This is a genomic window from Mesorhizobium sp. 01N446 (assembly GCF_056399285.1).
In genome coordinates, this window is sequence record NZ_JBFTRA010000001.1 from 982,173 (window position 1) to 1,002,446 (window position 20,274).

Sequence of the window (20,274 nt, forward strand, 5' to 3'; positions counted from 1 at the left end):
GGACATCAAGGAGGCAAACCCATGAAGCTCACAGATTTCAAAGCCCTGACCTTTGACTGCTACGGCACCTTGATCGATTGTGAATCCGGCATGATCGACGGGCTGAAGCCGCTGACCGAACGGGCCCCCCGCGGCTTGAGCCGGAACGACATTCTGGAGGCGCACGCCCGGCACGAAGCCAGCCAGCAGAAATGGACGCCGGGGAAACGCTACCGCGACCTTCTGGCGATCGTTTACAAGCGACTTGCGGAGGAGTGGGGTGTCATCGTCACGCCCGGGGAATGTGTGGCGTATGGCGAAAGCGTGAAGGACTGGCCGGCTTTTGCCGACTCCGCGGATGCCTTGCAGTACCTCAAAAAGCACTACAAGCTGATCATCCTTTCCAACGTCGACAACAAAAGCTTCTCGTTCAGCAACAGGAAGCTCGGCGTGGATTTCGACGCGATCTATACGGCGGAAGATATCGGCTCCTACAAGCCGTCCCTGGGGAATTTCGACTATATGCTCGAAAAGCTCGGTACAATCGGCATAGAGAAGCGAGAGATCCTGCACACCGCGGCAAGCATGTTCCACGATCACGCTACGGCCAACCGCATCGGCCTGACATCGTGCTGGATCCATCGGCGGCATGCGGATCGGGGCTTCGGCGCCACGATGAACCCCGGCGACCTGCCGACCGTGGATTTCCGCTTCGACAGCATGGCGGACCTGGCGAAGGCACACGCTGAAGAATTGCGGGGCGGCTGATACCAGAGCCGCAACACAGCCTAGTGCGTGACAGGACGCGCCGGCGTCCCCGCCAGTTGCGCCCGCGCATCGCTGATCGAGGCGGCATAGGTCACCAGCGGGCGCTTGACGCCGTGGTTGATCAGCATGCGTCGTATCTGCGGCGCCGCACCCGCTATGACGAAGCGGATCCCGGCGCGCCTGGCCTTGTGGGCCGCGCTTTCGATGACATTGGCGGCGGTCGAATCGAAGAGCGGCACGGCGGAACAATCGAGGATAAAGTTCTTGCGCTGGTCGGCGATGCGGTCGAGCACGCTGCCGACAGTGGAGGCGGCGCCGAAGAAGAAGGCGCCGGAGATGCGGTAGACGATGGTGTCGRCGTCGCTCGCCTCACTGGCATCGTAGGCGCCGGCGGCGTTGACGGTGTCGGCGACGTCGTCCTGCACCAGGTCCGCCTCGACCGCGACGGACTTGGCCATGCGGTCGATGAACAGGATCGAGCCCAGCGCGAAGCCGACGACGATGCCTTCGGTCAGGTCGCGGAAGACGACGATCAGGAAGGTCGCCATCAGCACCAGCGCATCGCCGCGCGATGCGCGCAGCAGCGTCGCGAAGGCCTGCTTCTCGAACATGTTCCAGCAGACCACCGCCAGCACGCCGGCAAGGGCGGCAAGCGGGATGTAGCTGGCCAGCGGGGCCGCCACCAGCATGAAGACCAGCAGGAACAGCGAATGCAGCATGCCCGAGACCGGCCCATGCGCGCCGGCCCGCACATTGGTGGCGGTGCGGGCTATGGTGCCGGTGGTGCAAATGCCGCCGAACAGCGCCGAAGCGATGTTGGCGAAACCTTGCGCCACCAGTTCGCAATTGGAACGATGGCGCCGTCCAGTCATGCCGTCGGCGACGACGGCAGACAGCAAGGATTCGATGGCGCCGAGCAAGGCAAAGGCAATGGCGTCCGGCAGCACCGCGACCGCCTTGCCCAGGCTGAGCGCCGGCAGCGCCGGCCATTGCAGGCTGCGCGGAATGCCGCCATAGCGCGTGCCGATGGTTTCCGCCGGCAGTGCCAGCAGCGCCACCACCAGCGAGGCGAGCCCTACGGCGATCAGCATGCCCGGCCAGCCCGGTCGCCAGCGCTTGACCGCGACAATGGTGGCAATGGTCAGCACCGCCACCAGCGTCGCCGAGATGTTGACCGTGCCGGCCGCCTGCCCGATCGCCATCAGTTTCGGAAGCAGCGGCCCGGGCTCCGGACCGCTAAGCTTCAGCCCGAACAGCTCGACGATCTGGCCGGAGAAGATGATGACGGCAATGCCGGCGGTGAAGCCGACCGTCACCGGGTAGGGAATGAATTTGATGTAGGTGCCAAGCCTGAGATAGCCGATGGCAAGCAGGAACACGCCGGCCATAATCGTCGCCAGGAGCAGGCCGTCGACACCTTCGCGCTGCACCGTTGCAGCCACCAGCACGATGAAGGCGCCGGCCGGGCCGCCGATCTGGAAGCGGCTGCCGCCGAGCGCCGAGACGATGAAACCGCCGACGATCGCGGTGAACAGGCCGCGCTCCGGCGTCACGCCCGAAGCGATCGCAATCGCCATCGACAGCGGCAGCGCGACGATGGCGACGGTCAGCCCGGCCATGAAGTCGGCCTTGAACTGCGGCAGGTGGTAGCCCTCGCGCCAGACCGTCACCAGCTTCGGCGTGAACAGTTCGGCAAATGTCGGCTTTGCCGACTTTTGGGCCGACCGATGGGTCGATTTGTTGACCGACTTATGGGTCGGTTGACGCGCTGCCTGCCGTGTCTGATCCATGGACTGCCTTCCGCACATGAGGGCGGCGGGATCGTCGGCAGGAGTGTCGGCGGTCGCCGTCGCGACTTATGCCGGCTCAGCCCTGGGATCTGGCGGCACGGCGGGTTTGAGGCGTACGCCCCTGCCGCCACGCTCGCTGGCCTGGTTCTCGCCGATCAACTCCACCCCGGCCTCGTCGAGCGCCTGGATGACCTTCATCAGCGTATCGACCACGCCCCGAACCACGCCGTCGCTCGCTTCCATGCGCTGGATGGTTGGAAGCGAAACGCCTGCGCGCTCAGCGAGCGTTTTCTGGTCGATGCCGGCCAAGGCCCTTGCGGCACGCATCTGTGCGGCAGTGATCATTGGTCGGACCCCATGTCTGAGTCTGCAGGAGTAAGGTATAATACCATCGTCATGATGTTTCAAGCATCAATATGAATGTCTGAGGCGTAACCCTCATGCCCGGTTGTCCATTTTCCGATACTTTCCGGGGATTGCGAGCTAGGGTGTCGTCCATCTGGGGCAGGGGGTAATGCGGTTGACTGTTTTCAAGACCTTGATGACATCGGCGTGCTTGCTGTCGATGGTTCTGGCCCTGGCAGGCTGTGGTGGACACCTCATCAACAGATTGATCTGAGCGCAAGGCTGGAGTGCAGTCAGGCGCCATCGGCATCGTCGCCCACCACCTTGCGGCGCTGCAACGCGCGCGCCACCAGCCAGCACAGCATCGCCCAGGCGAAGCCGGCGCACCAGCCGGCCAGCACATCCGACGGCCAGTGGACGCCGAGATAGACGCGGCTGACGCCGACCAGCACCGTGGTCAGCACGGCCAGCGACAAGACGTAGATCTTCGTCGCCCTTCCATGCAGGAAGCGCGCGGCGAGAGAACCGAGCGTGAGGTAGGTCACCGCCGAAAGCATGGCGTGGCCGCTCGGGAAGGAAAGCGACGTCTCGCTGACCAGATGCGAAACGAGCTCGGGCCGCGGCCGGTCGACCCCGACCTTGAGCAAGCTCGACAGCACCTGGCCGCCGGCCACGGCGACGAAGATGAGAAGCGCGGTCCCCGGCCTGCGGATCAACAGAAGATAGATGATCATCGCCGCCGTGATCAGCACCAGCACGCTGGCGCTGCCGAGGCTGGTGATGTCGCGCACCGCCCCTTCCAGCCATGGCGGGCCTAAGGGAATGCCGGGCTGGCCCGCCTGGCGGAAGGCAAGCAGGATTTCGGTGTCGAAGGCGTGCGGCGCGGTTGCCCGCGCCGCCTCCATCAGCTCCTCGAAGCCCCACAGGCCGCCGGCGATGACCAGGCCGGCCAGCAGGACCGGGAATTCGATGCGGTTGAGCAGGGTGTTTGCGGTGTCTTTCATCACAACGGTATCGCAGTCCTCATCTGGATCAGCGCCCTTGCAGATAGGGTCCGAGCGTGATCAGCGCCACGGCGGCGATCGCCAGCACGATGCCGGTGGCCTGCAGCGCGTTGACGCGCTCGCCGAAGAACACCAGTGCAACGACGTTGACCGAGACCAGCTGGATGACTGCCGAAAGGCTGAACGACACCGACATACCGAACTCGCGGATCAGCCGCAGCATGATCAGATTGCCCAGCGAATAGAGCGCCAGCGTCAACAGGATCTTGCCCAGGCTCGGCGCCAGTCCCCATTGCTTGGCGGCGGTTGCGGCCAGAAGGAAGATCACCGTCGAAAAGCCAAGCTGCAGCAGTCCCGAAAAACTCAACGTCCCATCCCCCTCGAAGCGGCTGCCGCCGCATGTGCCGCGGACCTTGTTTCGCAAGCGCTTCGAGACGTCAAGCGACCTCGTTCTAACGAAGGTCTTGGCAACGGCAAGACTGAGGCTCAATGTGCCGATATCGCCTAGCTGATCGATGGAGGGGCGGTCAGGGGCTCATGATTCGTATTCTGCATAACTTGACGCGGCGCTGGAGCGAGCTTTCCCTTGCCCTGCAATTCCTCGTTGCCGGAGGCTTTGGCCTTCTGGCCGTCATGCTGGTGGTGGGCGCCTGGGTGACGTCGCAGATCCGGGACGGCGTCATCCGCAATTCGGCCGCCACGACGGCGCTCTATGTCGACAGCGTGATCGCGCCGCTGCTGCCGGACCTGCGCAAGAGCGAGGAGCTCAGCGATTCCGCCAAGCAGGCGCTCGACGAGACGCTCGGCCAGGGCGCGCTCGGCAAGCGCCTGGTCTCGTTCAGGCTCTGGCGCCCCGACGGCACCGTGCTCTATGCCAAGGACCCGACCTTGATCGGCCGCCGCTTCGATCTGACAGACAGTCTCCGGTCCGCCTTCCAGGGCAACGTCACCGCGCAATTCGATGTTTTCGATGGAGACGAAGTCAAGGAGCGGACCGTCGGCGTGCCGTTGCTGGAGATCTACAACCCCGTGCGCGAACCCTGGTCCGGCGAGGTGGTGGCCGTCACCGAATTCTTCGAGGTCGCCACCGATTTCAAAGCCACGCTGGCCTCCGCCCTGCTGTCGAGCTGGCTGATCGTGGCCGGCACCACCTTGACGGCCTTTCTGCTGTTGTCGAGCATCGTGCTGCGCGCGAGCCGCACCATCGACGATCAGCGCGGAGCGCTGCGCCGCCAGGTGTCCGAGTTGCAGGGGCTGGTGACGCAAAACAGCGCCTTGCGGCAGCGTGTGCAACGGGCGTCCCGCCGGGCCACCGCCCTCAACGAACGATACCTGCGCCGGATCGGCGCCGACCTGCATGACGGACCGGCGCAACTCGTGGCCCTGGCCGCGCTGCGCATGGACAGCCCGGTATTCTCCGGCGACGGCAATTGGGGCGAAAACCGCGCGACCGAGGTCGCGATGATCCGCAAGACGCTGGAGGATGCGATGCGCGAAATACGCGGTATCTGCACCGGTCTCGTCTTGCCGCAGATAGAAACGGCCGCGGCAACGGACATATTGCGGCTGGCCGTCGATGAACATGAGCGCCGGACGGGAACGTCGGTGACGCTCACACTGCCCAGGCATTTGCCTGAACTCGGCGCTTCCGAGAAGATCAGCATCTATCGTTTCGTGCAGGAAGGGCTGAACAATGCCTATCGCCACGGGCGGGCCAAGGATCAGACGGTGCGGGCCGGGATGAAGAATGGCAGGCTTTTTGTCGAAGTGTCGGACGGCGGGCCGGGTTTCGACCCGGCGCGGGTCGACGGGTTGGGGCTCGCCGGTCTCAGGGAGCGGGTCGAAAGCATTGGCGGCCAGTTCGAGACCTTGACGGGAGCGCAAGGCACACGATTGGTGATCAGTCTTTCGGTCGAGGAGCAAGCATGATTGGGGCTATCCGTATCGCTATTGTCGACGATCATCCGCTGTTTCGCGAAGGCGTGACGCGCAGCTTGTCGGAGATCGGAGGTTTCGAGATCGTCGGCGAAGGCGCGACAGCGCAAGATGCCGAACGCATCGCCTCAACGGTGCGCCCTGACATATTGCTGCTCGATATCTCGATGCCGGGCGGCGGCCTGTCCGCGGTTGCAAGCATCCTTGCCGACCATCCCGCCCAGAGGATCGTCATGCTGACTGTCTCGGAGACCAATGCCGATGTAACCACGGCGCTGAACGCAGGCGTGCAGGGCTATATCCTCAAGGGTGTCGGATCGCGCGCGCTCGCCGACATCCTGCGCAATGTGGCGGCCGGCGAGAGCTATCTTTCGCCGGCGCTGTCGGCGCGGCTGCTTTCCGATCTCCAATCCCCGCAGGCCACCAACGGCGTGACGGACCGGTTGCGGCAACTCACCGAACGGCAAACGGAAATCCTGCGGCTGGTGGCGGAAGGGCTCTCCAACAAGGAGGTCGCCTTGCGCCTGGAGTTGCAGGAGAAGACGGTCAAGCACCACATGACCGGGGTGCTGTCGAAACTCAATGTGCGAAACCGCACTGAAGCGGCGCTCATGATGCGCGAATTGCGCGACCGGGACAGAAGCCGCTCTTAGAGCAACTCCAGGAAAGCGGTTTTTCCGGGAAAAGCGCGTAGCGCTTTCCCTGGGGAATTGCGTCAAAACAAAGAGCCAGGCCATTGCGGGACCGCGCGAGGCCCGGACAAGGAAATGTCACCTCCGCCGGGGGCGGCGGAGGTGACATGTGAAACCGGCCGTTGCCTGTTGGCCGGTTTCACAAGGCCTTTAGCCGGCTGAAGTCGGCCGGCGTGGCTCGGCGGTCGATGATCGTGCGACCCAGCGCATCCTTCATCTTGAAACGGCCGTTCTCGATCTTTTCGGTGATGCCGTCGGGATGCGTGACGGTGATCTTGTTGCCGCTCACCTCGACCTTGTCGCCGGTCGAGACGTTGACATGGCTGACGCCATTGTCGCTCTGACCCTTGCCGGATGCCGAGTTGTCACCTTTGCCATCCGTTCCGGAATTGCCGCTGTTTCCATTCCCGTTGCCGCTGTTACCACCATTGCCGCCGCTGCTGTTACCGCCGCTACCACCGCCGCTGCTGCTGTTGCCACCGCTGCTGTTACCGCCGCTACCGCCACTGCTGCTGCTGTTGCCGCCGCTGCTGCTGTTACCGCCGCCGCTGTTACCGCCGTTGCCACCGCCATTACCGCCGCCGTTGCCACCGCCGTTACCGCCGCCGTTGCCACCGCCATTGCCGCCACCGTTACCACCGCCATTGCCGCCACTGGCGGCCTGTGCCGACGCGGCGTCGATTCCGGGGTTGGAGTGGTGCAGGGCAATTCGATAGGGAATGATGGTCAGCGCCAGGGCAGCCGCCGAAACGAGCGTCAGCCGGCCACACCGGGCCGTGATCGATCCGTGCATCATGATCTCCGTCGATTGAGCCGGCGCGCCCACCCCAACGTTGCAACCCGCAACATCGCCGAAAGATGTATTGGCCGGAAGCGACCTCCGACCGTTGCGTTTGTCCTCCAGGACCTTTGCAAGCGCAAGGTTGGACTAAAGTCCGACATCACGGGTGACATCCGCCTCGCCCGGAGCGTCGGGGCAGGTATGATGTCACGAAAATGTGATCAGCCGGCTGTAGGGGTCGAAGGGCGACAAAAGCTCCAGCCACTCCAAAGCCAGAGGCCCCTCATGACCGAACATCGCTCCTCCGACACCCGATTCCGCACCAGCCTGCTCGAGGAAAACGACGGTCCGGCCATCAACCCCACCGACAACCGCACCATGGGCGAGATCATCGCCGCGCGATTCTCACGCCGGGGGTTCCTGAAGGGATCGCTCGCCGTCTCGGCGATCGCCGCGACCGTCGGCCCGCTGGCCTTGACCGCCGCCGACGATGCCCGCGCCGCGGAAGGATCGGCCTTCAAATTCGACGAGCTCCAGGCCGGCATCGACGACAGGCATCATGTCGCGCCGGGCTACGACGCCGACGTGCTGTTGCGCTGGGGCGATCCGCTGTTTGCCGATTCGCCGGAGTTCGATCCGACGAAACAGTCGGCTGAGGCACAGGCCAGGCAGTTCGGCTACAACAATGACTATGTCGGCTACATCGCGATCGACGGCTCGGCCGAGCACGGCCTGCTCGTGGTCAACCACGAATACACCAACCCGCATTTGATGTTCCCGGGCATCGTTTCGATCGTCGAGAAGGACGGGAAGAAGAAGGCCGAGGTCGCCCCGCTCTCGAAGGAGCAGGTCGATGTCGAGATGGCGGCGCATGGCGGCACCATCGTCGAGATCCGCAAGCAAGGTGGCAAATGGCAAGTGGTGCGCGACGGCAAGCACAACCGCCGCATCACCTCGACCACCGAAATGGCGCTATCTGGTCCGGTCGCCGGCCATGATCGCGTCAAGACCAATGCCGACCCGTCCGGCACAAAAGTGTTCGGCACTTTCAACAATTGCGCCGGCGGCGTCACGCCGTGGGGCACCTATGTGATGGCCGAGGAGAACATCCACGGCTATTTCTCCGGCGAACTGCCGGAAGGCCACAAGGAAGCCGCCAACTACAAGCGGCTCGGCATTCCGGAAGGCGCCTATGAATGGGGCGCGCATTACGACCGGTTCAATCTCGCCAAGGAGCCGAACGAACCCAACCGCTTCGGCTGGATCGTCGAGGTCGACGTCAACGATCCGAATTCGACGCCGAGGAAGCGCACCGCCATGGGCCGCTTCAAGCATGAAGGCGCCGAATCGATCGTCGCCAAGGACGGCCGCGTCGTCTTCTATCTCGGCGACGACGAGCGCTTCGACTATGTCTACAAATTCGTCACCAAGGGCACGTTCAACGCCAACGACCATGCCGCCAACAAGGACCTGCTCGACGACGGCACGCTGCATGTCGCCAAATTCGCCGAGGACGGCACGGTGGACTGGCTGCCGATCGTCTTCGGCCAGGGGCCGCTGACGGCGGAAAACGGCTTTGGCAGCCAGGCCGACGTGCTGATCGAGACGCGGCGCGCCGCCGATCTGCTCGGCGCCACCAAGATGGACCGGCCCGAGGACATCCAGCCCAACGGGGTCAACGGCAAGGTCTATGTCATGCTGACCAACAATTCGAAGCGCAAGGCCGACCAGGTCGACGCCGCCAACCCGCGCGCCGAAAATGCCTTCGGTCACATCATCGAGATCACCGAGACCGACGGTGATTTCACCGCCGCAAAGGGCAAATGGGAGGTGCTTTTGAAATGCGGCGATCCCTCGGTTGCCGATGTCGGCGCCACCTTCTCGACGGCGACGACGGCCAATGGCTGGTTCGGCATGCCCGACAATTGCGCGGTCGATTCGGCCGGGCGCCTGTGGGTCGCCACAGACGGCCAGGGTCCGAAGGCCACGGGCCGCACCGATGGCCTGTGGGCGGTCGACACGGAGGGGGCCGCGCGAGCGACCTCAAAGCTGTTCTTCCGCGTGCCGATCGGCGCGGAAATGTGCGGCCCACTGTTTGCGCCCGACGACCAAACCGCTTTCGTCGCCGTCCAGCATCCGGGCGATGGCGGCGAGGATTGGGAAGGTTTCGGCCGCCCGTCCTACTATGAGGATCCGTCGACGCGCTGGCCGGACTTCAAGCCCGAAATGCCGGTGCGGCCATCGGTCGTCGCCATCACCAGGCAAGGCGGCGGCAAGATCGCGGTCTGATATCCCGCGAGGCTATGCGTGGACGGGCTTCGGTGATCGCGAAGCCCTTCTTCTTGCATTCAAGCCTCGGGAAAGATTGGCAATTTACTGGTGGCGCCCTAGGTCGTTCTCAGGAGACCATCGCCATGTCGAAGTCAGTCTATGACCGCGGCCTGCTCAAGCCCGCCGACATCGCCAGGCTGCAGCGCGTCTTTGACGAAGCCTGCCTGCGGCGCGAGGCACGGCCCGATTCGCCGGAAGCGCGCGAGATCGCCCTCAACCTGCTCGCGCTCCACAATGCCGGCATGGTCGACGAGGAGATGCTGACGGACGCCGTCGGTTTCCGCCGGCTGGAGCCGAAATCGGCGTGATGTCAAAAGCGGTCATATGCTTTTCGCGCGGATCTGCGATCAAATCAGCGTGAGGCGCCAGCTTGCTGGCGGCCGGCACCGGCGATCCGCCTGGCGATCGCCTTGCCCAATATGGCGGCATTGGCGAAGCAGCCGCGAATACTCGGCCGCATGCCGGTGAACCACAGGCCCGGCAGTTTCGGATCGGCCTCGCCGCCGTTGAAGAGCGGGACGCCCTTGCTGTCGAGCACGCCGAGATTGCCGACCATGCGCTCCAGCCCGGTGCGGTAGCCCGTCGCGGCAATGACGATGTCGGGGTCGATCAGGCTGCCATTGGCCAGGATCACGCCGTCGCGGGTGAATTCCCGTATCGCCGGCACCACGGTGATCTTGCCCGATTTGATGGCGTCGACGGCGCCGTCATCGGCGGCGATCGCGGTGTAGTCCGAGGTCAGGCGGCTGGCGCCGCCCGACGGCGCGGGCGGCATGCCGAATTTGGTGAGATCGCCGAAAACCAGGCGCTGCGTCGCGGCGATCGCCGCATCGGCGACGCGCAGCGGCAGCCGCGCCATGAGCGGCGAAAGCCGGTGCACGGCGATCTGGCCGATGCGCTTGGGCAGAAGCGCGGGGCCATTGCGGGCCGACAGCCAGAGAGAAGCCACATCCACCCCGGACAGATGATTGAGGGCGTCGAAGCCCGAATTGCCGGCGCCGACGACCAGCACCTTCTTGCCGGCATAGGCCTTGGCGTCGCCAAAATCCGCCGAATGGATGATCCGGCCCGCGAAGGCCTCCATGCCCTTCCACTGCGGCGTGAAGGGTTCCTTGTCGCGGCCGGTGGCGACGATGACATGACGCGCCAGGCGCGAGCCGGCGCTGGTGCGCACCGCCCAATGGTCGCCCCGGAACACGAGGGTCTCGACGGCGACGCCGAACTCCACCGGCAGCTGGTTCGCCTGGCGGAAGTCATTCATATGGCGGATAACGACGTTGCGGTGCGGAAAGGCCGGCGTATCCCCGGGAAAGGAAAGGCCGGGCAGCGCCGACAGATCGCGATGGGTGTTGAGATGCAGTTGCTGGTGGCGCCGATGCCAGGGCTCGGCCAGCCGGCTCTCCTTTTCCAGGATCGCCACCGGCACGCCGGCCTTGATCAGGGCCTGCGCGACAGCCAGCCCGGCGGCGCCGGCGCCAATGACGATCGCCGGCTCGACCGCCGCCACCTGCTCCACCATCGGTCTGGTTGTCGTATCAGCCATTCACTCTCAAAACCCTTTCACCCCTGCGGCATCCCGACACGCTCGCAGCACGCTGTAACCGTTTGATCGCGCGCAGACCCAAACAGCGGATCGGCGCCGATTGCCGAGGCCTTGCGCGGGGCCGCGGTCGCGTTCCGGAGCATGGCACTTTCAGGCGCAAACAACTCCATCGCGCGGATGCTGCCAAAACAACGAGATGGAGCGGAATCCCCGCTTCTGTCCGAAACCATGCAGCCCTATATGGCATATCAGCGGCATCGGCGATAATCAGGTCGCGGCAATGTGATTGATTCGAGCTCCGGGGGCTGGCGGATCTCGTTACCGACGCAGGAATTCGAAACCGCAGCGATTTCGGCTTCCCGCGAAAATCAAGGCGCCATGGCGCGTCCTGCGTACCGAAAGGCACGTCGCGCCACAGACGGCACGCGGAATCTCGACCATGCCCTCCTTGCGGATCTACTTCGACAAAATCCTCGAGGGTGCCTCGCCCAAGGTCGAGCGCCAGGCGTTGACGCATGTCGAACGCCTGGCAATTGTCCGTCGCCATGGCGACTTCTCGCTCGCCTATTCGACTGCCGTGCAGCACAAGCTTTCCTATTTTGGCGACGCCGACGGCTACATCGCCTTCGGCACCAAGATGAAACATCATTTCGCGCTTGGAGACCCGGTGGCGGCACCCGCGCGGCGGCCTGACTATATCAGACGCTTCGTCGAGGCCGCCGGCGACCCGTGGTTCGTGCAGATCAGCGCGCAGACCGCGCGCGTGCTGGCCGGGCTCGGCTACAAGGTCAACCGGCTGGGCATCGACACCCGCCTTGACCTGCCCGAGCATGACTTTTCCGGCAAGCGCAACGAGACCGTGCGCTATTCCGAGCGCTGGCTCTTGAAGAAGGGCTTTTCGTTCGAGGAAGACAGGCGGACGGTCTTCCTCGATGAGATCGCCCGGCTGTCGGAGAACTGGCGCGGCGACCGCATCGTCAAGCGCTGGGAAATGGGCTTTCTCAACCGGCCGTTCTACGATCAGCTCGGCACCGACATGCGCCGCTTCGTCCTGCACAGTCCCGATGGCGAGCTGATCGCGCTGCTCGATTTCGATCCGTTGTTTGCCGACGGCAAGGTCATCGGCTACACCACAGCCTTCAAGCGCAAGCACATCGATGCCTCGCCGCATGCCGAGATCGGCCTGACCAAATTCGCCGTCGACCGGTTTCGCGAAGAAGGCATCTCGGTGGTCACGCTCGGCCTGTCGCCGCTGGTCGACATCACCCCGAGCGGATTTGCCGAAAGCGATTTCTGGCGCGACACTTTCCAGCGCGCCTACGCTTCGCCATGGGTTAACCGCCGCAGGTTCAACCTGCAGGGCCAGGCGGCCTTCAAGCGCCGCTTCCATGGCATGGAAGAGCCGGTCTACATCGCCTTCCGCAAGGGGACCTATGTCGAGATGCTGGGCCTGCTGCGGCTGGTGAAAGCGATATAATCCCCGGCGCACGGTCCTGGCCAAAGCCTTTATTCGTCACCTTTTACACTGCGCCGCTTCGCTCCTTGCCTCGCGCGGATGACGAATGCCGGGTTGCCATGGAAGATATTTCCGCGCCACAGCGTCAACTCGCAAAATCATTCCTCTACTAAATTTATAGAACTACCTAGCCTTGTCCCTCATCCAACCGGCGAGGACGTTTTCCCGGCGCCGATCCGCAGCGAAGGAGAGGGACCATGTTCAATCTGACGAGACGCGTTTTCGGCATCGGCCTGCTCGCCGCTACCGTCGCCCTGTCGTTCGGCGCCGCCGCGCAGGAGCTGACGCAGCTCAACATCGGCTATCGGAAGACCGGCCTGCCGGTGATCGCCCGGCAGCAGCAAGTGATCGAGAAGGCGCTCGCCGACAAGGGCGTCGCCGTCAAATGGGTGGAATTCACTGCCGGCCCACCCCTGGTCGAGGCCCTCAATGTCGGCGCCATCGACGTCGGCTGGACTGGCGACGCGCCGCCGATCTTCGGTCAGTCGGCCGGCGCCAACATCGTCTATGCGGCGGCATTGCCGTCCAATGGCGACGGCGAAGCGATCTTCGTCAAGCCGGCCTCGCCGGTCCAGTCAGTCGCCGACCTCAAGGGCAAGCGCATCGGCGTCGGCAAGGGCACGTCCGCGCATAATCTGCTCGTCGCCGCGCTGGAAAAGGCCGGCATTGCCTTCGATCAGATCACGCCTGTCTATCTCAGCCCCGCCGATGCCGCCGCCGCCTTCGCCAGCGACCAGATCGACGCCTGGGCGGTCTGGGATCCGTTCTTCGCCATTGCCGAAACGCGCTACCAGCCGCGCGTGCTGGCCCGCTCCAGCGAGGTGCTCAAGGTCAACACCTATTTCCTCGCCAACAAGGATTTCGCCAAGGCGCATCCCGAGATCATCACCACCGCCATATCAGCGCTCGGCGAAGCGGCGAAATGGGCGGACCAGAACCGTGACAAGGTGGCCGAGGCGCTGCACGAGGTGACCGGTGTGCCGCTCGACGCCCAGACCATCGCCGCCAACCGCACCAAGTTCGGCATCTTTCCGATCACCGACGAAATCGTCGCCAGTCAGCAGGTGACCGCCGACCGTTTCTACAAGCTCGGCCTGATCCCGAAGGCGGTCCGCATCTCCGACGCCGTGTGGACCGCGCCGGGAAACTGATTTCTCTCATGCGGCGCCGGGCGGAAACGTTCGGCGCCGTTGCCGTTTGTGCCTGTATCTCCGGGAGTTCCGCTCGTGCCAGACATCACCCCGCCCGCCAGCCCGCTCGACTTCTACTGGTTCATCCCGACGCATGGCGACGGCTCCTATCTCGGTTCGGAGCAACAGCAGCGGCCGCCGGAATTCGGCTACTTCAAGGAGATCGCCCAGGCCGTCGACCGGCTAGGCTTTCCCGGCGTGCTTTTGCCGACCGGACAGAATTGCGAGGATTCCTGGATCACCGCGACAGGCCTCGCCACGCTCACCGAAAAACTCAAATTCCTGGTGGCGCTGCGGCCGGGCGTGACCCTGCCGACCTTCGCCGCGCGCCAGACCGCAGCACTCGACCGGCTGAGCAATGGCCGCCTGCTGCTCAACGTCGTGGTCGGCGGCAACCCGACAGAACTCGCCGGCGACGGGATCTTCCTGCCGCATGACGAACGCTATGCCCAGGCGCATGAATTCCTGACCATCTGGCGCGGCCTGGTGTCGGGCGAGCGCGTCAATTTCGACGGCAAGTATTATCGCGTCGAGAATGGCCGCCTCGACCTTTTGCCCAGCCAGGAACGGCCGCCGCTCTATTTCGGCGGCTCGTCCGATGCCGGGCAGGAACTCGCCGCCGACCTCGTCGACATGTATTTGACCTGGGGCGAACCACCGGCGCAGGTGGCCGAAAAACTGGCTTCGGCGCGCAGGAAGGCGGCGCTGCGCGGCCGGAAACTGCGTTTCGGCATCCGGCTGCATTTCATCGTGCGCGAGACCGAGGACGAAGCCTGGCGCGCCGCCGACCGGCTGATCAGCCATGTCACCGACGCCCAGATCGAAAACGCGCAGGCGCGCTTCCTCACCCAGATGGACTCGGTCGGCCAGCGCCGCATGGCCGAACTGCATGGCGGCCGCCGCGACAGGCTCGTCGTCTCGCCCAATCTGTGGGCCGGCGTCGGCCTGGTGCGCGGCGGCGCCGGCACCGCCCTGGTCGGCACGCCGGAGCAGATCGTCGGGCGCATCCGCGAATACCAGGCGATCGGCATCGACACCATCATCGGCTCCGGCTATCCGCATCTCGAGGAAGCCTACCGCGTCGCCGAGCTTTTGTTCCCGCGCCTCGGGCTCGGTACCAGCCGGCAGGGGGCGCATCGCGACATCGCCAACGAATTCTCGGTCGGCTTCCATGGTGCCACCCGCCTGCAGGCCTCCTCATGAGCTTTTCGGCGCGCCTCCACGCAAACGCCATCGGCTGGGTGTTGCCGGTGCTGGTCATCGCCGGCTGGGAGATTGCCAGCCGCGCGGGCGTCATGCCGGCCAATGTGCTGCCGGCGCCGAGTGCCGTCGCCGAGGCCTTCTGGCGGCTGACGCTGTCGGGCGAGCTGATCCGCAACATCGGCGTTTCGACGGCGCGCGCGCTTGCCGGCTTTGCAGTGGGCGGTTCGATCGGCTTCGCGCTCGGCCTCGCCAACGGCCTGTCGCGGCTCAGCCGCGGCCTGACCGACACCACGCTGCAGATGATCCGCAACATCCCGCACTTGGCGCTGATCCCGCTCGTCATCCTGTGGTTCGGCATCGACGAGGAAGCAAAACTGTTCCTGGTGGCGCTCGGCGTGTTCTTTCCGATCTACGTCAACACGCTGCTCGGCATCCAGAGCGTCGATCCGCAGCTGGTCGAGATGGGCCGCGTCTACGGCATGGACCGGCGCGCCCTGTTCTTCCGCGTCATTCTGCCCGGCGCGCTGCCGGCGATCTTCGTCGGCCTGCGCTATGCGCTCGGCATCATGTGGCTGACGCTGATCGTTGCCGAGACCATCTCGGCCAGTTCCGGCCTCGGCTACATGGCCATGCAGGCGCGCGAATTCCTGCTGATCGATGTCGTCGTGCTGTCGATCCTGATCTACGCGCTGCTCGGCAAGCTCGCCGACAGCCTCGCCCGCCTGCTCGAGCGGCTGTCGCTCGGCTGGCATCCCGCCTTCCAGAACGGATGAGGTTCCGATGCCAGCCGCCAGCCTGACCTCCGTCCGCTCCTTCGTCGCAGCACCTGCCCCGGCGCGCCCGGCGATTTCTGTCGAAGGCCGCCGCGCCTTCGCCTTCAAGGGCGTGGAAAAACGCTTCGGCGACAAGATCGTGCTCGACGGCATCGACCTCGACGTGCCGGCCGGCCAGTTCGTCGCCGTCATCGGCAAGAGCGGCTGCGGCAAGAGCACGCTGCTCCGGCTGCTGGCTGGGCTCGACCGGCCGACATCGGGATCGCTGACGCTGGGCGCCGAGGAAGAAGGCCACAGCCGCACCCGCTTCATGTTCCAGGAGCCGCGCCTGCTGCCAGGGGCGAGTGTCGTGAAAAATGTCGAGGTCGGGCTGACCGGCATCGCTGCCGGCGCCGATGCAAGGCAACGCGCGCTCGGCATTCTGGGCGAGGTCGGCCTTGCCGATCGCGCCGGCGAATGGCCCTCGGTGCTGTCAGGCGGCCAGAAGCAGCGCGTGGCGCTCGCCCGCGCTTTGGTCGGCCACCCGCAGATCCTGGCGCTCGATGAGCCGCTCGGCGCACTCGACGCGCTGACCCGCATCGAGATGCAGCAATTGCTGGAACGCATCTGGCTCGCCCAGAAATTCACCGCCGTGCTGGTCACCCATGATGTCGCCGAAGCGGTCGCGCTCGCCGACCGTGTGGTGGTGATCAGCGAAGGCCGGATCGCGCTCGACCTGGAAGTGCCGGTCGCCCGCCCGCGCCGGCGCGGCTCCACCGAGCTCGCCCGGCTTGAGGGGATGATCCTGGACCGGCTGTTCGGTTAGGGTTGTCGGGGCGCGGCGCGAACCTCGAGACGTCGGCGGGACAGCGCCCCCCTCTGCCCTGCCGGGCATCTGCAACGCAGTCTGGCGCCACTCATCACCCCTACCGGTTCGCCCATACCAGCCCGGCCAGGCCGACAAGCATGGCGACGAGGCCGATATAGAGCCATTGCGACTGGCCGGTCATGAAGCTGCCGCCGACCACGCCGATGCCTTGCAGCGCCCACACCGCGCCGACAGCCAGCACAATCAAGGCCAGCAGATTTTTGGTCAGTCTCATTGACGGATCTCGCTTTTCAAGTCGATCGTTTCGCGCGTGAGGAGCGTGATGAAAGAGCCAAAGGAAGTGGCTCAATCACGCCGAATTCTACTTGGATATTAATCCGATATCTTGTCAAAGCGACTCTCGGAATCGGCCCGAAGATCATCGAAACTGGATCAAACCGTGCCGGAAAATCCCTGACAGACTGTTACCCGCCGACTCCAAACGTGTGACCTTGCCACGGAACTGACAGATCATTGCCGCATTTCCTGCCTTATTTGGCACCTAACGGCTGGGGTCTGTCAAAAACGGAGCCATCCCTCAAATATGAAGACGCTAAATCAGACCGCGCTTGTCGCGGTAACGATCGCTGCTGGCCTGATGGTCGGCGCTTCCGCCACTTCGGCAACCGCCGCCGCCGGCCAGTGCGGCCGTGCTTCCTGGTACGCGCTGCATTCGCGCACCGCATCGGGCGAGCGCATGAACCCGTCGGCGATGACCGCCGCCCACCGCACCCTGCCGTTCGGCACCAAATTGCGCGTCACCAACAAGAACAATGGCAAAAGCGTCATCGTGCGCATCAACGATCGCGGCCCGTTCATCAAGGGGCGCGTGCTCGACCTGTCGAAGGGCGCCGCCGGCCAGCTCGGCTTCATCGGTTCCGGCCATACCTCGGTCTGCATGGCGCGTGTCTGATTGCATTTCCCTGGACCATGATCTCTTCCGAACCGCAGGTCAGCGAAGCAAAAACCGGCAACCACTTTTCGGGATCATGTCTGGTGTCCGGCAGCAGGGCCGGACACATTTCCTACACATTTCGGCACTGCACATTGAGCCGGCTCGGCCGTTCAGGCCCGATTTCCGGCGCTTTGGACGAAAGAACCATTGGTCACGCCACGTGACGTATTGCATCGCAGCAATTAGTTGTTAACTTCGCCACGAGACATTTGAGGCTCGGCGCTGCTCGTCGTCCCTTCGGTCGCAGCAGCAGCGGGGTTGTCGATGTTCTACCAGCTCTACGAATGGAACCATGCGGCGCTGCAGCCGGCCCGGCTCTATGCCGACGCGGTGCGGATGTTCTATTCCAACCCGCTCAATCCGATTGCGCACACGCCCTGGGGCCGTTCGGTCGCGGCGGGCGCCGAACTGTTCGAACGCACCACGCGCCGCTACGGCAAGCCTGTCTTCGGCCTCGACAAGACCGTCGTCGACTGGAAGAGCGTCGAGGTCACCGAAAAAACCGTCTGGTCGAAGCCGTTCTGCAATCTCGTGCGCTTCGAGCGCGCCGTTCCCGCCGGACGCAAGGCGGATCCGAAGCTTTTGATCGTGGCGCCGATGTCGGGCCACTATGCGACGCTGCTGCGCGGCACGGTGGAAGCCATGCTGCCCTATGCCGATGTCCACATCACCGACTGGGTCGACGCCCGCATGGTGCCGCTGGCCGACGGCAGCTTCGATCTCGACGACTATATCGACTACATCATCGAGATGTTCCATGCGCTCGGGCCCGACACCCATGTGATGGCGGTGTGCCAGCCTTCCGTGCCGGTTCTGGCGGCGGTGGCGCTGATGGAGGCTAAGGGCGATCCCTTCGTGCCGTCGACCATGACCCTGATGGGCGGGCCGATCGACACACGCCGGAACCCGACCGCGGTGAATCTGCTGGCCGAGGAAAAGGGCATCGACTGGTTCCGCGACAATGTCGTCATGCGCGCGCCCTGGCCGGTGCCGGGCTTCGGCCGCGAGGTCTATCCGGGCTTCCTGCAGCTGTCGGGCTTCATGAGCATGAATCTCGACCGCCACATCATCGCCCACAAGGACTTCTTCATGCACCTTGTGAAGCATGACGGCGACAATGCCGAAAAACACCGCGACTTCTATGACGAGTATCTGGCGGTCATGGACCTGACGGCGGAATTCTACCTGCAGACCGTCGACACCGTGTTCGTGCGCCATGCCTTGCCCAAGGGCGAGATGACGCATCGCGGCACCCGCATCGATACATCGGCCATCCGCAACGTCGCCCTGTTCACGGTCGAGGGCGAGAACGACGACATATCGGGCCTCGGCCAGACCAAGGCGGCGCAGGATCTGTGCGTCAACATCCCGGCCGACAAGAAGGCGCATTACATGCAGCCGGCGGTCGGCCATTACGGCGTCTTCAACGGCTCGCGCTTCCGCTCCGAGATCGTGCCTCGCATCGTCGACTTCATCACCAGCTATGGCCGCCAGACCCGCGTCGCGGTGAAGCCGAAACTGGTCCGCACCGCCAAGCGGTAGGCCATTCCGGAACAAAGTCCGAGAAATCGGCCGCCGGCCGATTCTGTTGCACAATAGACGCTGTGCCTGCCCGCGGGTAACCATGCCGCAAATCAGTCCGTCGTCGTAATTGACACGGACTGTCAATCGCCCTTAACGTTTCGTTAACAACAGGGTGAGCGGGGACAATGAATTCCTCAACAATGGCGAGAAGGCTGCGTTTGTGCGTGGCTGCGGCCGGTCTGGCAGCCACGGGAAGCTGGCCGGCAATGGCTGCCGGAGCGATGGCGACCGGGGGCATCACCTCGCAGCCGATCGGCCACTACGATTTCTGCAAGCAGCACCCCGGCGAATGCTCGATCCGTCCGAGCAACCTGGCACCGGCCAGGATGACCAACGGCCTGATGAGCAAGCTCGCAGGCGTCACCGCCCGGGTCAACGCCGCCGTCAAGCCGATGAGCGACATGGACATTTACGGCAAGGACGAGGTCTGGGCCTATCCCGACAAGGGCGTCGGCGATTGCGAGGACTACGTGCTGGAGAAGCGCCGCCGGCTGTCCCGCATGGGCATATCGCTTTCCGACCTGCTCATCACCGTGGTGCGCAAGCCCGATGGCGAAGGCCATTCCGTGCTGACGGTGCGCACCGACAAGGGCGACTACGTGCTCGACAATCTGAACGACAAGGTCAAGGCCTGGGACCAGACCGGTTACCGCTTCCTCAAGCGCCAGGCGATCGACAACACCGGCCGCTGGGTCTCCATCCGCGGCGGCCAGCAGGTGCTGGTCGGGTCGGTGGAGTAGGGGCGGGCCGCCTTCGCGGTCCCTCTGACGTTCTCTTCAGCAAACTGCCGAGGCTGGCGCTGCCCCTCATTGCCCTGCCGGGCATTTCTCGCCGTATAGTGACGGGGAGAAAGATGCTGTCATCACCGCTTTCGCCAATCATCAACGCCGCAAGACAAGCGCCGACGGCGCGGCTGTTCCCTTCTCCCCGTCTCTATACGGGGAGAAGGTGCCGGCAGGCGGATGAGGGGCGGCGCCGACGTTGCCGGCTAGTCCCCTTTCGTAGGCCTCCACGCATCCCTCCCAAAAAAATCTCCAC

General features: G+C 64.4%; 20 protein-coding genes. 13 read left to right on the forward strand and 7 right to left on the reverse strand.

From position 1 onward, the window contains the following. The first annotated feature begins 21 nt into the window (after positions 1–21). A complete protein-coding gene (locus AC1DPX_RS04600) occupies positions 22–747 on the forward strand; it encodes a haloacid dehalogenase type II (protein WP_477234896.1) in 726 nt (241 codons plus the stop codon). A 20-nt stretch (positions 748–767) separates the two neighbouring features. On the opposite strand, the gene AC1DPX_RS04605 is transcribed toward AC1DPX_RS04600, so the two are convergent. The 4 genes from AC1DPX_RS04605 to AC1DPX_RS04620 form a co-directional block, all read right to left on the reverse strand. Next, positions 768–2,537, reverse strand: a complete 1,770-nt coding sequence (locus tag AC1DPX_RS04605; RefSeq protein WP_477234898.1) for a SulP family inorganic anion transporter — start codon at positions 2,535–2,537, stop codon at positions 768–770. A 66-nt stretch (positions 2,538–2,603) separates the two neighbouring features. Then, on the reverse strand, positions 2,604–2,882 hold the full coding sequence (locus AC1DPX_RS04610; RefSeq protein WP_010912541.1) for a helix-turn-helix domain-containing protein: 279 nt from the start codon (positions 2,880–2,882) through the stop codon (positions 2,604–2,606). 293 nt (positions 2,883–3,175) lie between these two features. Beyond that, complete coding sequence (locus AC1DPX_RS04615) at positions 3,176–3,886, reverse strand: phosphatase PAP2 family protein (RefSeq protein ID WP_477234900.1); 711 nt, start codon at positions 3,884–3,886, stop codon at positions 3,176–3,178. A gap of 28 nt (positions 3,887–3,914) precedes the next feature. Continuing rightward, positions 3,915–4,253 (reverse strand): hypothetical protein, encoded by a 339-nt coding sequence (locus tag AC1DPX_RS04620; RefSeq protein ID WP_019862242.1) that lies wholly within the window; start codon positions 4,251–4,253, stop codon positions 3,915–3,917. A gap of 170 nt (positions 4,254–4,423) precedes the next feature. On the opposite strand from AC1DPX_RS04620, the gene AC1DPX_RS04625 reads away from it, so the two are divergent. Both AC1DPX_RS04625 and AC1DPX_RS04630 read left to right on the forward strand, forming a co-directional pair. Further along, complete coding sequence (locus tag AC1DPX_RS04625; protein WP_477234902.1) at positions 4,424–5,815, forward strand: sensor histidine kinase; 1,392 nt, start codon at positions 4,424–4,426, stop codon at positions 5,813–5,815. Beyond that, on the forward strand, positions 5,812–6,474 hold the full coding sequence (locus AC1DPX_RS04630; RefSeq protein WP_202357027.1) for a response regulator: 663 nt from the start codon (positions 5,812–5,814) through the stop codon (positions 6,472–6,474). Before AC1DPX_RS04625 ends, AC1DPX_RS04630 begins: the two co-directional genes overlap by 4 nt. A gap of 178 nt (positions 6,475–6,652) precedes the next feature. On the opposite strand, the gene AC1DPX_RS04635 is transcribed toward AC1DPX_RS04630, so the two are convergent. After that, positions 6,653–7,306, reverse strand: a complete 654-nt coding sequence (locus AC1DPX_RS04635) for a hypothetical protein (RefSeq protein ID WP_477234904.1) — start codon at positions 7,304–7,306, stop codon at positions 6,653–6,655. 273 nt (positions 7,307–7,579) lie between these two features. On the opposite strand from AC1DPX_RS04635, the gene AC1DPX_RS04640 reads away from it, so the two are divergent. Both AC1DPX_RS04640 and AC1DPX_RS04645 read left to right on the forward strand, forming a co-directional pair. Next, positions 7,580–9,583: a PhoX family protein gene (locus tag AC1DPX_RS04640; protein ID WP_477234906.1), complete on the forward strand. Its 2,004-nt coding sequence runs from the start codon at positions 7,580–7,582 to the stop codon at positions 9,581–9,583. 125 nt (positions 9,584–9,708) lie between these two features. After that, entirely contained in the window at positions 9,709–9,933 is a 225-nt protein-coding gene (locus tag AC1DPX_RS04645; RefSeq protein ID WP_202357030.1) for a hypothetical protein, read from the forward strand. 44 nt (positions 9,934–9,977) lie between these two features. Here AC1DPX_RS04645 and AC1DPX_RS04650 read toward each other — a convergent pair whose 3' ends face one another. Next, positions 9,978–11,168 (reverse strand): flavin-containing monooxygenase, encoded by a 1,191-nt coding sequence (locus AC1DPX_RS04650; RefSeq protein ID WP_477234908.1) that lies wholly within the window; start codon positions 11,166–11,168, stop codon positions 9,978–9,980. A 439-nt stretch (positions 11,169–11,607) separates the two neighbouring features. Between AC1DPX_RS04650 and AC1DPX_RS04655 the strand changes: the two genes are divergently transcribed. The 5 genes from AC1DPX_RS04655 (at position 11,608) to AC1DPX_RS04675 (ending at position 16,655) form a co-directional block, all read left to right on the forward strand. Next, the gene (locus tag AC1DPX_RS04655) at positions 11,608–12,645 is read left to right on the forward strand and encodes a phosphatidylglycerol lysyltransferase domain-containing protein (protein WP_477234910.1); all 1,038 of its coding nucleotides are present in this window, start codon (positions 11,608–11,610) and stop codon (positions 12,643–12,645) included. 236 nt (positions 12,646–12,881) lie between these two features. Continuing rightward, the gene (locus tag AC1DPX_RS04660; RefSeq protein WP_477234912.1) at positions 12,882–13,835 is read left to right on the forward strand and encodes a sulfonate ABC transporter substrate-binding protein; all 954 of its coding nucleotides are present in this window, start codon (positions 12,882–12,884) and stop codon (positions 13,833–13,835) included. Between the two features lie 84 nt (positions 13,836–13,919). After that, positions 13,920–15,077 (forward strand): FMNH2-dependent alkanesulfonate monooxygenase, encoded by a 1,158-nt coding sequence (gene ssuD / locus AC1DPX_RS04665; RefSeq protein WP_477235748.1) that lies wholly within the window; start codon positions 13,920–13,922, stop codon positions 15,075–15,077. Continuing rightward, positions 15,074–15,850 (forward strand): ABC transporter permease subunit, encoded by a 777-nt coding sequence (locus AC1DPX_RS04670; RefSeq protein ID WP_475436973.1) that lies wholly within the window; start codon positions 15,074–15,076, stop codon positions 15,848–15,850. The genes ssuD and AC1DPX_RS04670 overlap by 4 nt, the downstream gene beginning before the upstream one ends. Before the next feature lie 7 nt (positions 15,851–15,857). Then, positions 15,858–16,655: an ATP-binding cassette domain-containing protein gene (locus tag AC1DPX_RS04675; protein ID WP_477234914.1), complete on the forward strand. Its 798-nt coding sequence runs from the start codon at positions 15,858–15,860 to the stop codon at positions 16,653–16,655. Between the two features lie 100 nt (positions 16,656–16,755). On the opposite strand, the gene AC1DPX_RS04680 is transcribed toward AC1DPX_RS04675, so the two are convergent. Next, positions 16,756–16,932: a hypothetical protein gene (locus tag AC1DPX_RS04680; RefSeq protein ID WP_477234916.1), complete on the reverse strand. Its 177-nt coding sequence runs from the start codon at positions 16,930–16,932 to the stop codon at positions 16,756–16,758. 309 nt (positions 16,933–17,241) lie between these two features. Between AC1DPX_RS04680 and AC1DPX_RS04685 the strand changes: the two genes are divergently transcribed. The 3 genes from AC1DPX_RS04685 to AC1DPX_RS04695 all read left to right on the forward strand — a co-directional run bounded on the left by AC1DPX_RS04685 (position 17,242) and on the right by AC1DPX_RS04695 (position 19,976). Further along, positions 17,242–17,610 carry a septal ring lytic transglycosylase RlpA family protein gene (locus AC1DPX_RS04685; RefSeq protein WP_202357038.1) on the forward strand — a complete coding sequence of 123 codons (369 nt, stop codon included), beginning with the start codon at positions 17,242–17,244 and terminating at the stop codon, positions 17,608–17,610. A gap of 306 nt (positions 17,611–17,916) precedes the next feature. Next, a complete protein-coding gene (locus AC1DPX_RS04690; protein ID WP_477234918.1) occupies positions 17,917–19,194 on the forward strand; it encodes a polyhydroxyalkanoate depolymerase in 1,278 nt (425 codons plus the stop codon). A 167-nt stretch (positions 19,195–19,361) separates the two neighbouring features. Further along, a complete protein-coding gene (locus AC1DPX_RS04695) occupies positions 19,362–19,976 on the forward strand; it encodes a transglutaminase-like cysteine peptidase (RefSeq protein WP_202357040.1) in 615 nt (204 codons plus the stop codon). Positions 19,977–20,274: the final 298 nt, after the last annotated feature.

Excerpts from the sequence above, each read along its gene's own strand:
- AC1DPX_RS04600 (WP_477234896.1), top strand. The coding sequence starts at position 22 with ATGAAGCTCACAGATTTCAAAGCCCTGACCTTTGACTGCTACGGCACC.
- AC1DPX_RS04610 (WP_010912541.1), bottom strand. The coding sequence starts at position 2,882 with ATGATCACTGCCGCACAGATGCGTGCCGCAAGGGCCTTGGCCGGCATC.
- AC1DPX_RS04615 (WP_477234900.1), bottom strand. The coding sequence starts at position 3,886 with ATGAAAGACACCGCAAACACCCTGCTCAACCGCATCGAATTCCCGGTC.
- AC1DPX_RS04625 (WP_477234902.1), top strand. The coding sequence starts at position 4,424 with ATGATTCGTATTCTGCATAACTTGACGCGGCGCTGGAGCGAGCTTTCC.
- AC1DPX_RS04630 (WP_202357027.1), top strand. The coding sequence starts at position 5,812 with ATGATTGGGGCTATCCGTATCGCTATTGTCGACGATCATCCGCTGTTT.
- AC1DPX_RS04635 (WP_477234904.1), bottom strand. The coding sequence starts at position 7,306 with ATGCACGGATCGATCACGGCCCGGTGTGGCCGGCTGACGCTCGTTTCG.
- AC1DPX_RS04640 (WP_477234906.1), top strand. The coding sequence starts at position 7,580 with ATGACCGAACATCGCTCCTCCGACACCCGATTCCGCACCAGCCTGCTC.
- AC1DPX_RS04645 (WP_202357030.1), top strand. The coding sequence starts at position 9,709 with ATGTCGAAGTCAGTCTATGACCGCGGCCTGCTCAAGCCCGCCGACATC.
- AC1DPX_RS04650 (WP_477234908.1), bottom strand. The coding sequence starts at position 11,168 with ATGGCTGATACGACAACCAGACCGATGGTGGAGCAGGTGGCGGCGGTC.
- AC1DPX_RS04655 (WP_477234910.1), top strand. The coding sequence starts at position 11,608 with ATGCCCTCCTTGCGGATCTACTTCGACAAAATCCTCGAGGGTGCCTCG.
- AC1DPX_RS04660 (WP_477234912.1), top strand. The coding sequence starts at position 12,882 with ATGTTCAATCTGACGAGACGCGTTTTCGGCATCGGCCTGCTCGCCGCT.
- AC1DPX_RS04670 (WP_475436973.1), top strand. The coding sequence starts at position 15,074 with ATGAGCTTTTCGGCGCGCCTCCACGCAAACGCCATCGGCTGGGTGTTG.
- AC1DPX_RS04675 (WP_477234914.1), top strand. The coding sequence starts at position 15,858 with ATGCCAGCCGCCAGCCTGACCTCCGTCCGCTCCTTCGTCGCAGCACCT.
- AC1DPX_RS04680 (WP_477234916.1), bottom strand. The coding sequence starts at position 16,932 with ATGAGACTGACCAAAAATCTGCTGGCCTTGATTGTGCTGGCTGTCGGC.
- AC1DPX_RS04685 (WP_202357038.1), top strand. The coding sequence starts at position 17,242 with ATGAAGACGCTAAATCAGACCGCGCTTGTCGCGGTAACGATCGCTGCT.
- AC1DPX_RS04690 (WP_477234918.1), top strand. The coding sequence starts at position 17,917 with ATGTTCTACCAGCTCTACGAATGGAACCATGCGGCGCTGCAGCCGGCC.
- AC1DPX_RS04695 (WP_202357040.1), top strand. The coding sequence starts at position 19,362 with ATGAATTCCTCAACAATGGCGAGAAGGCTGCGTTTGTGCGTGGCTGCG.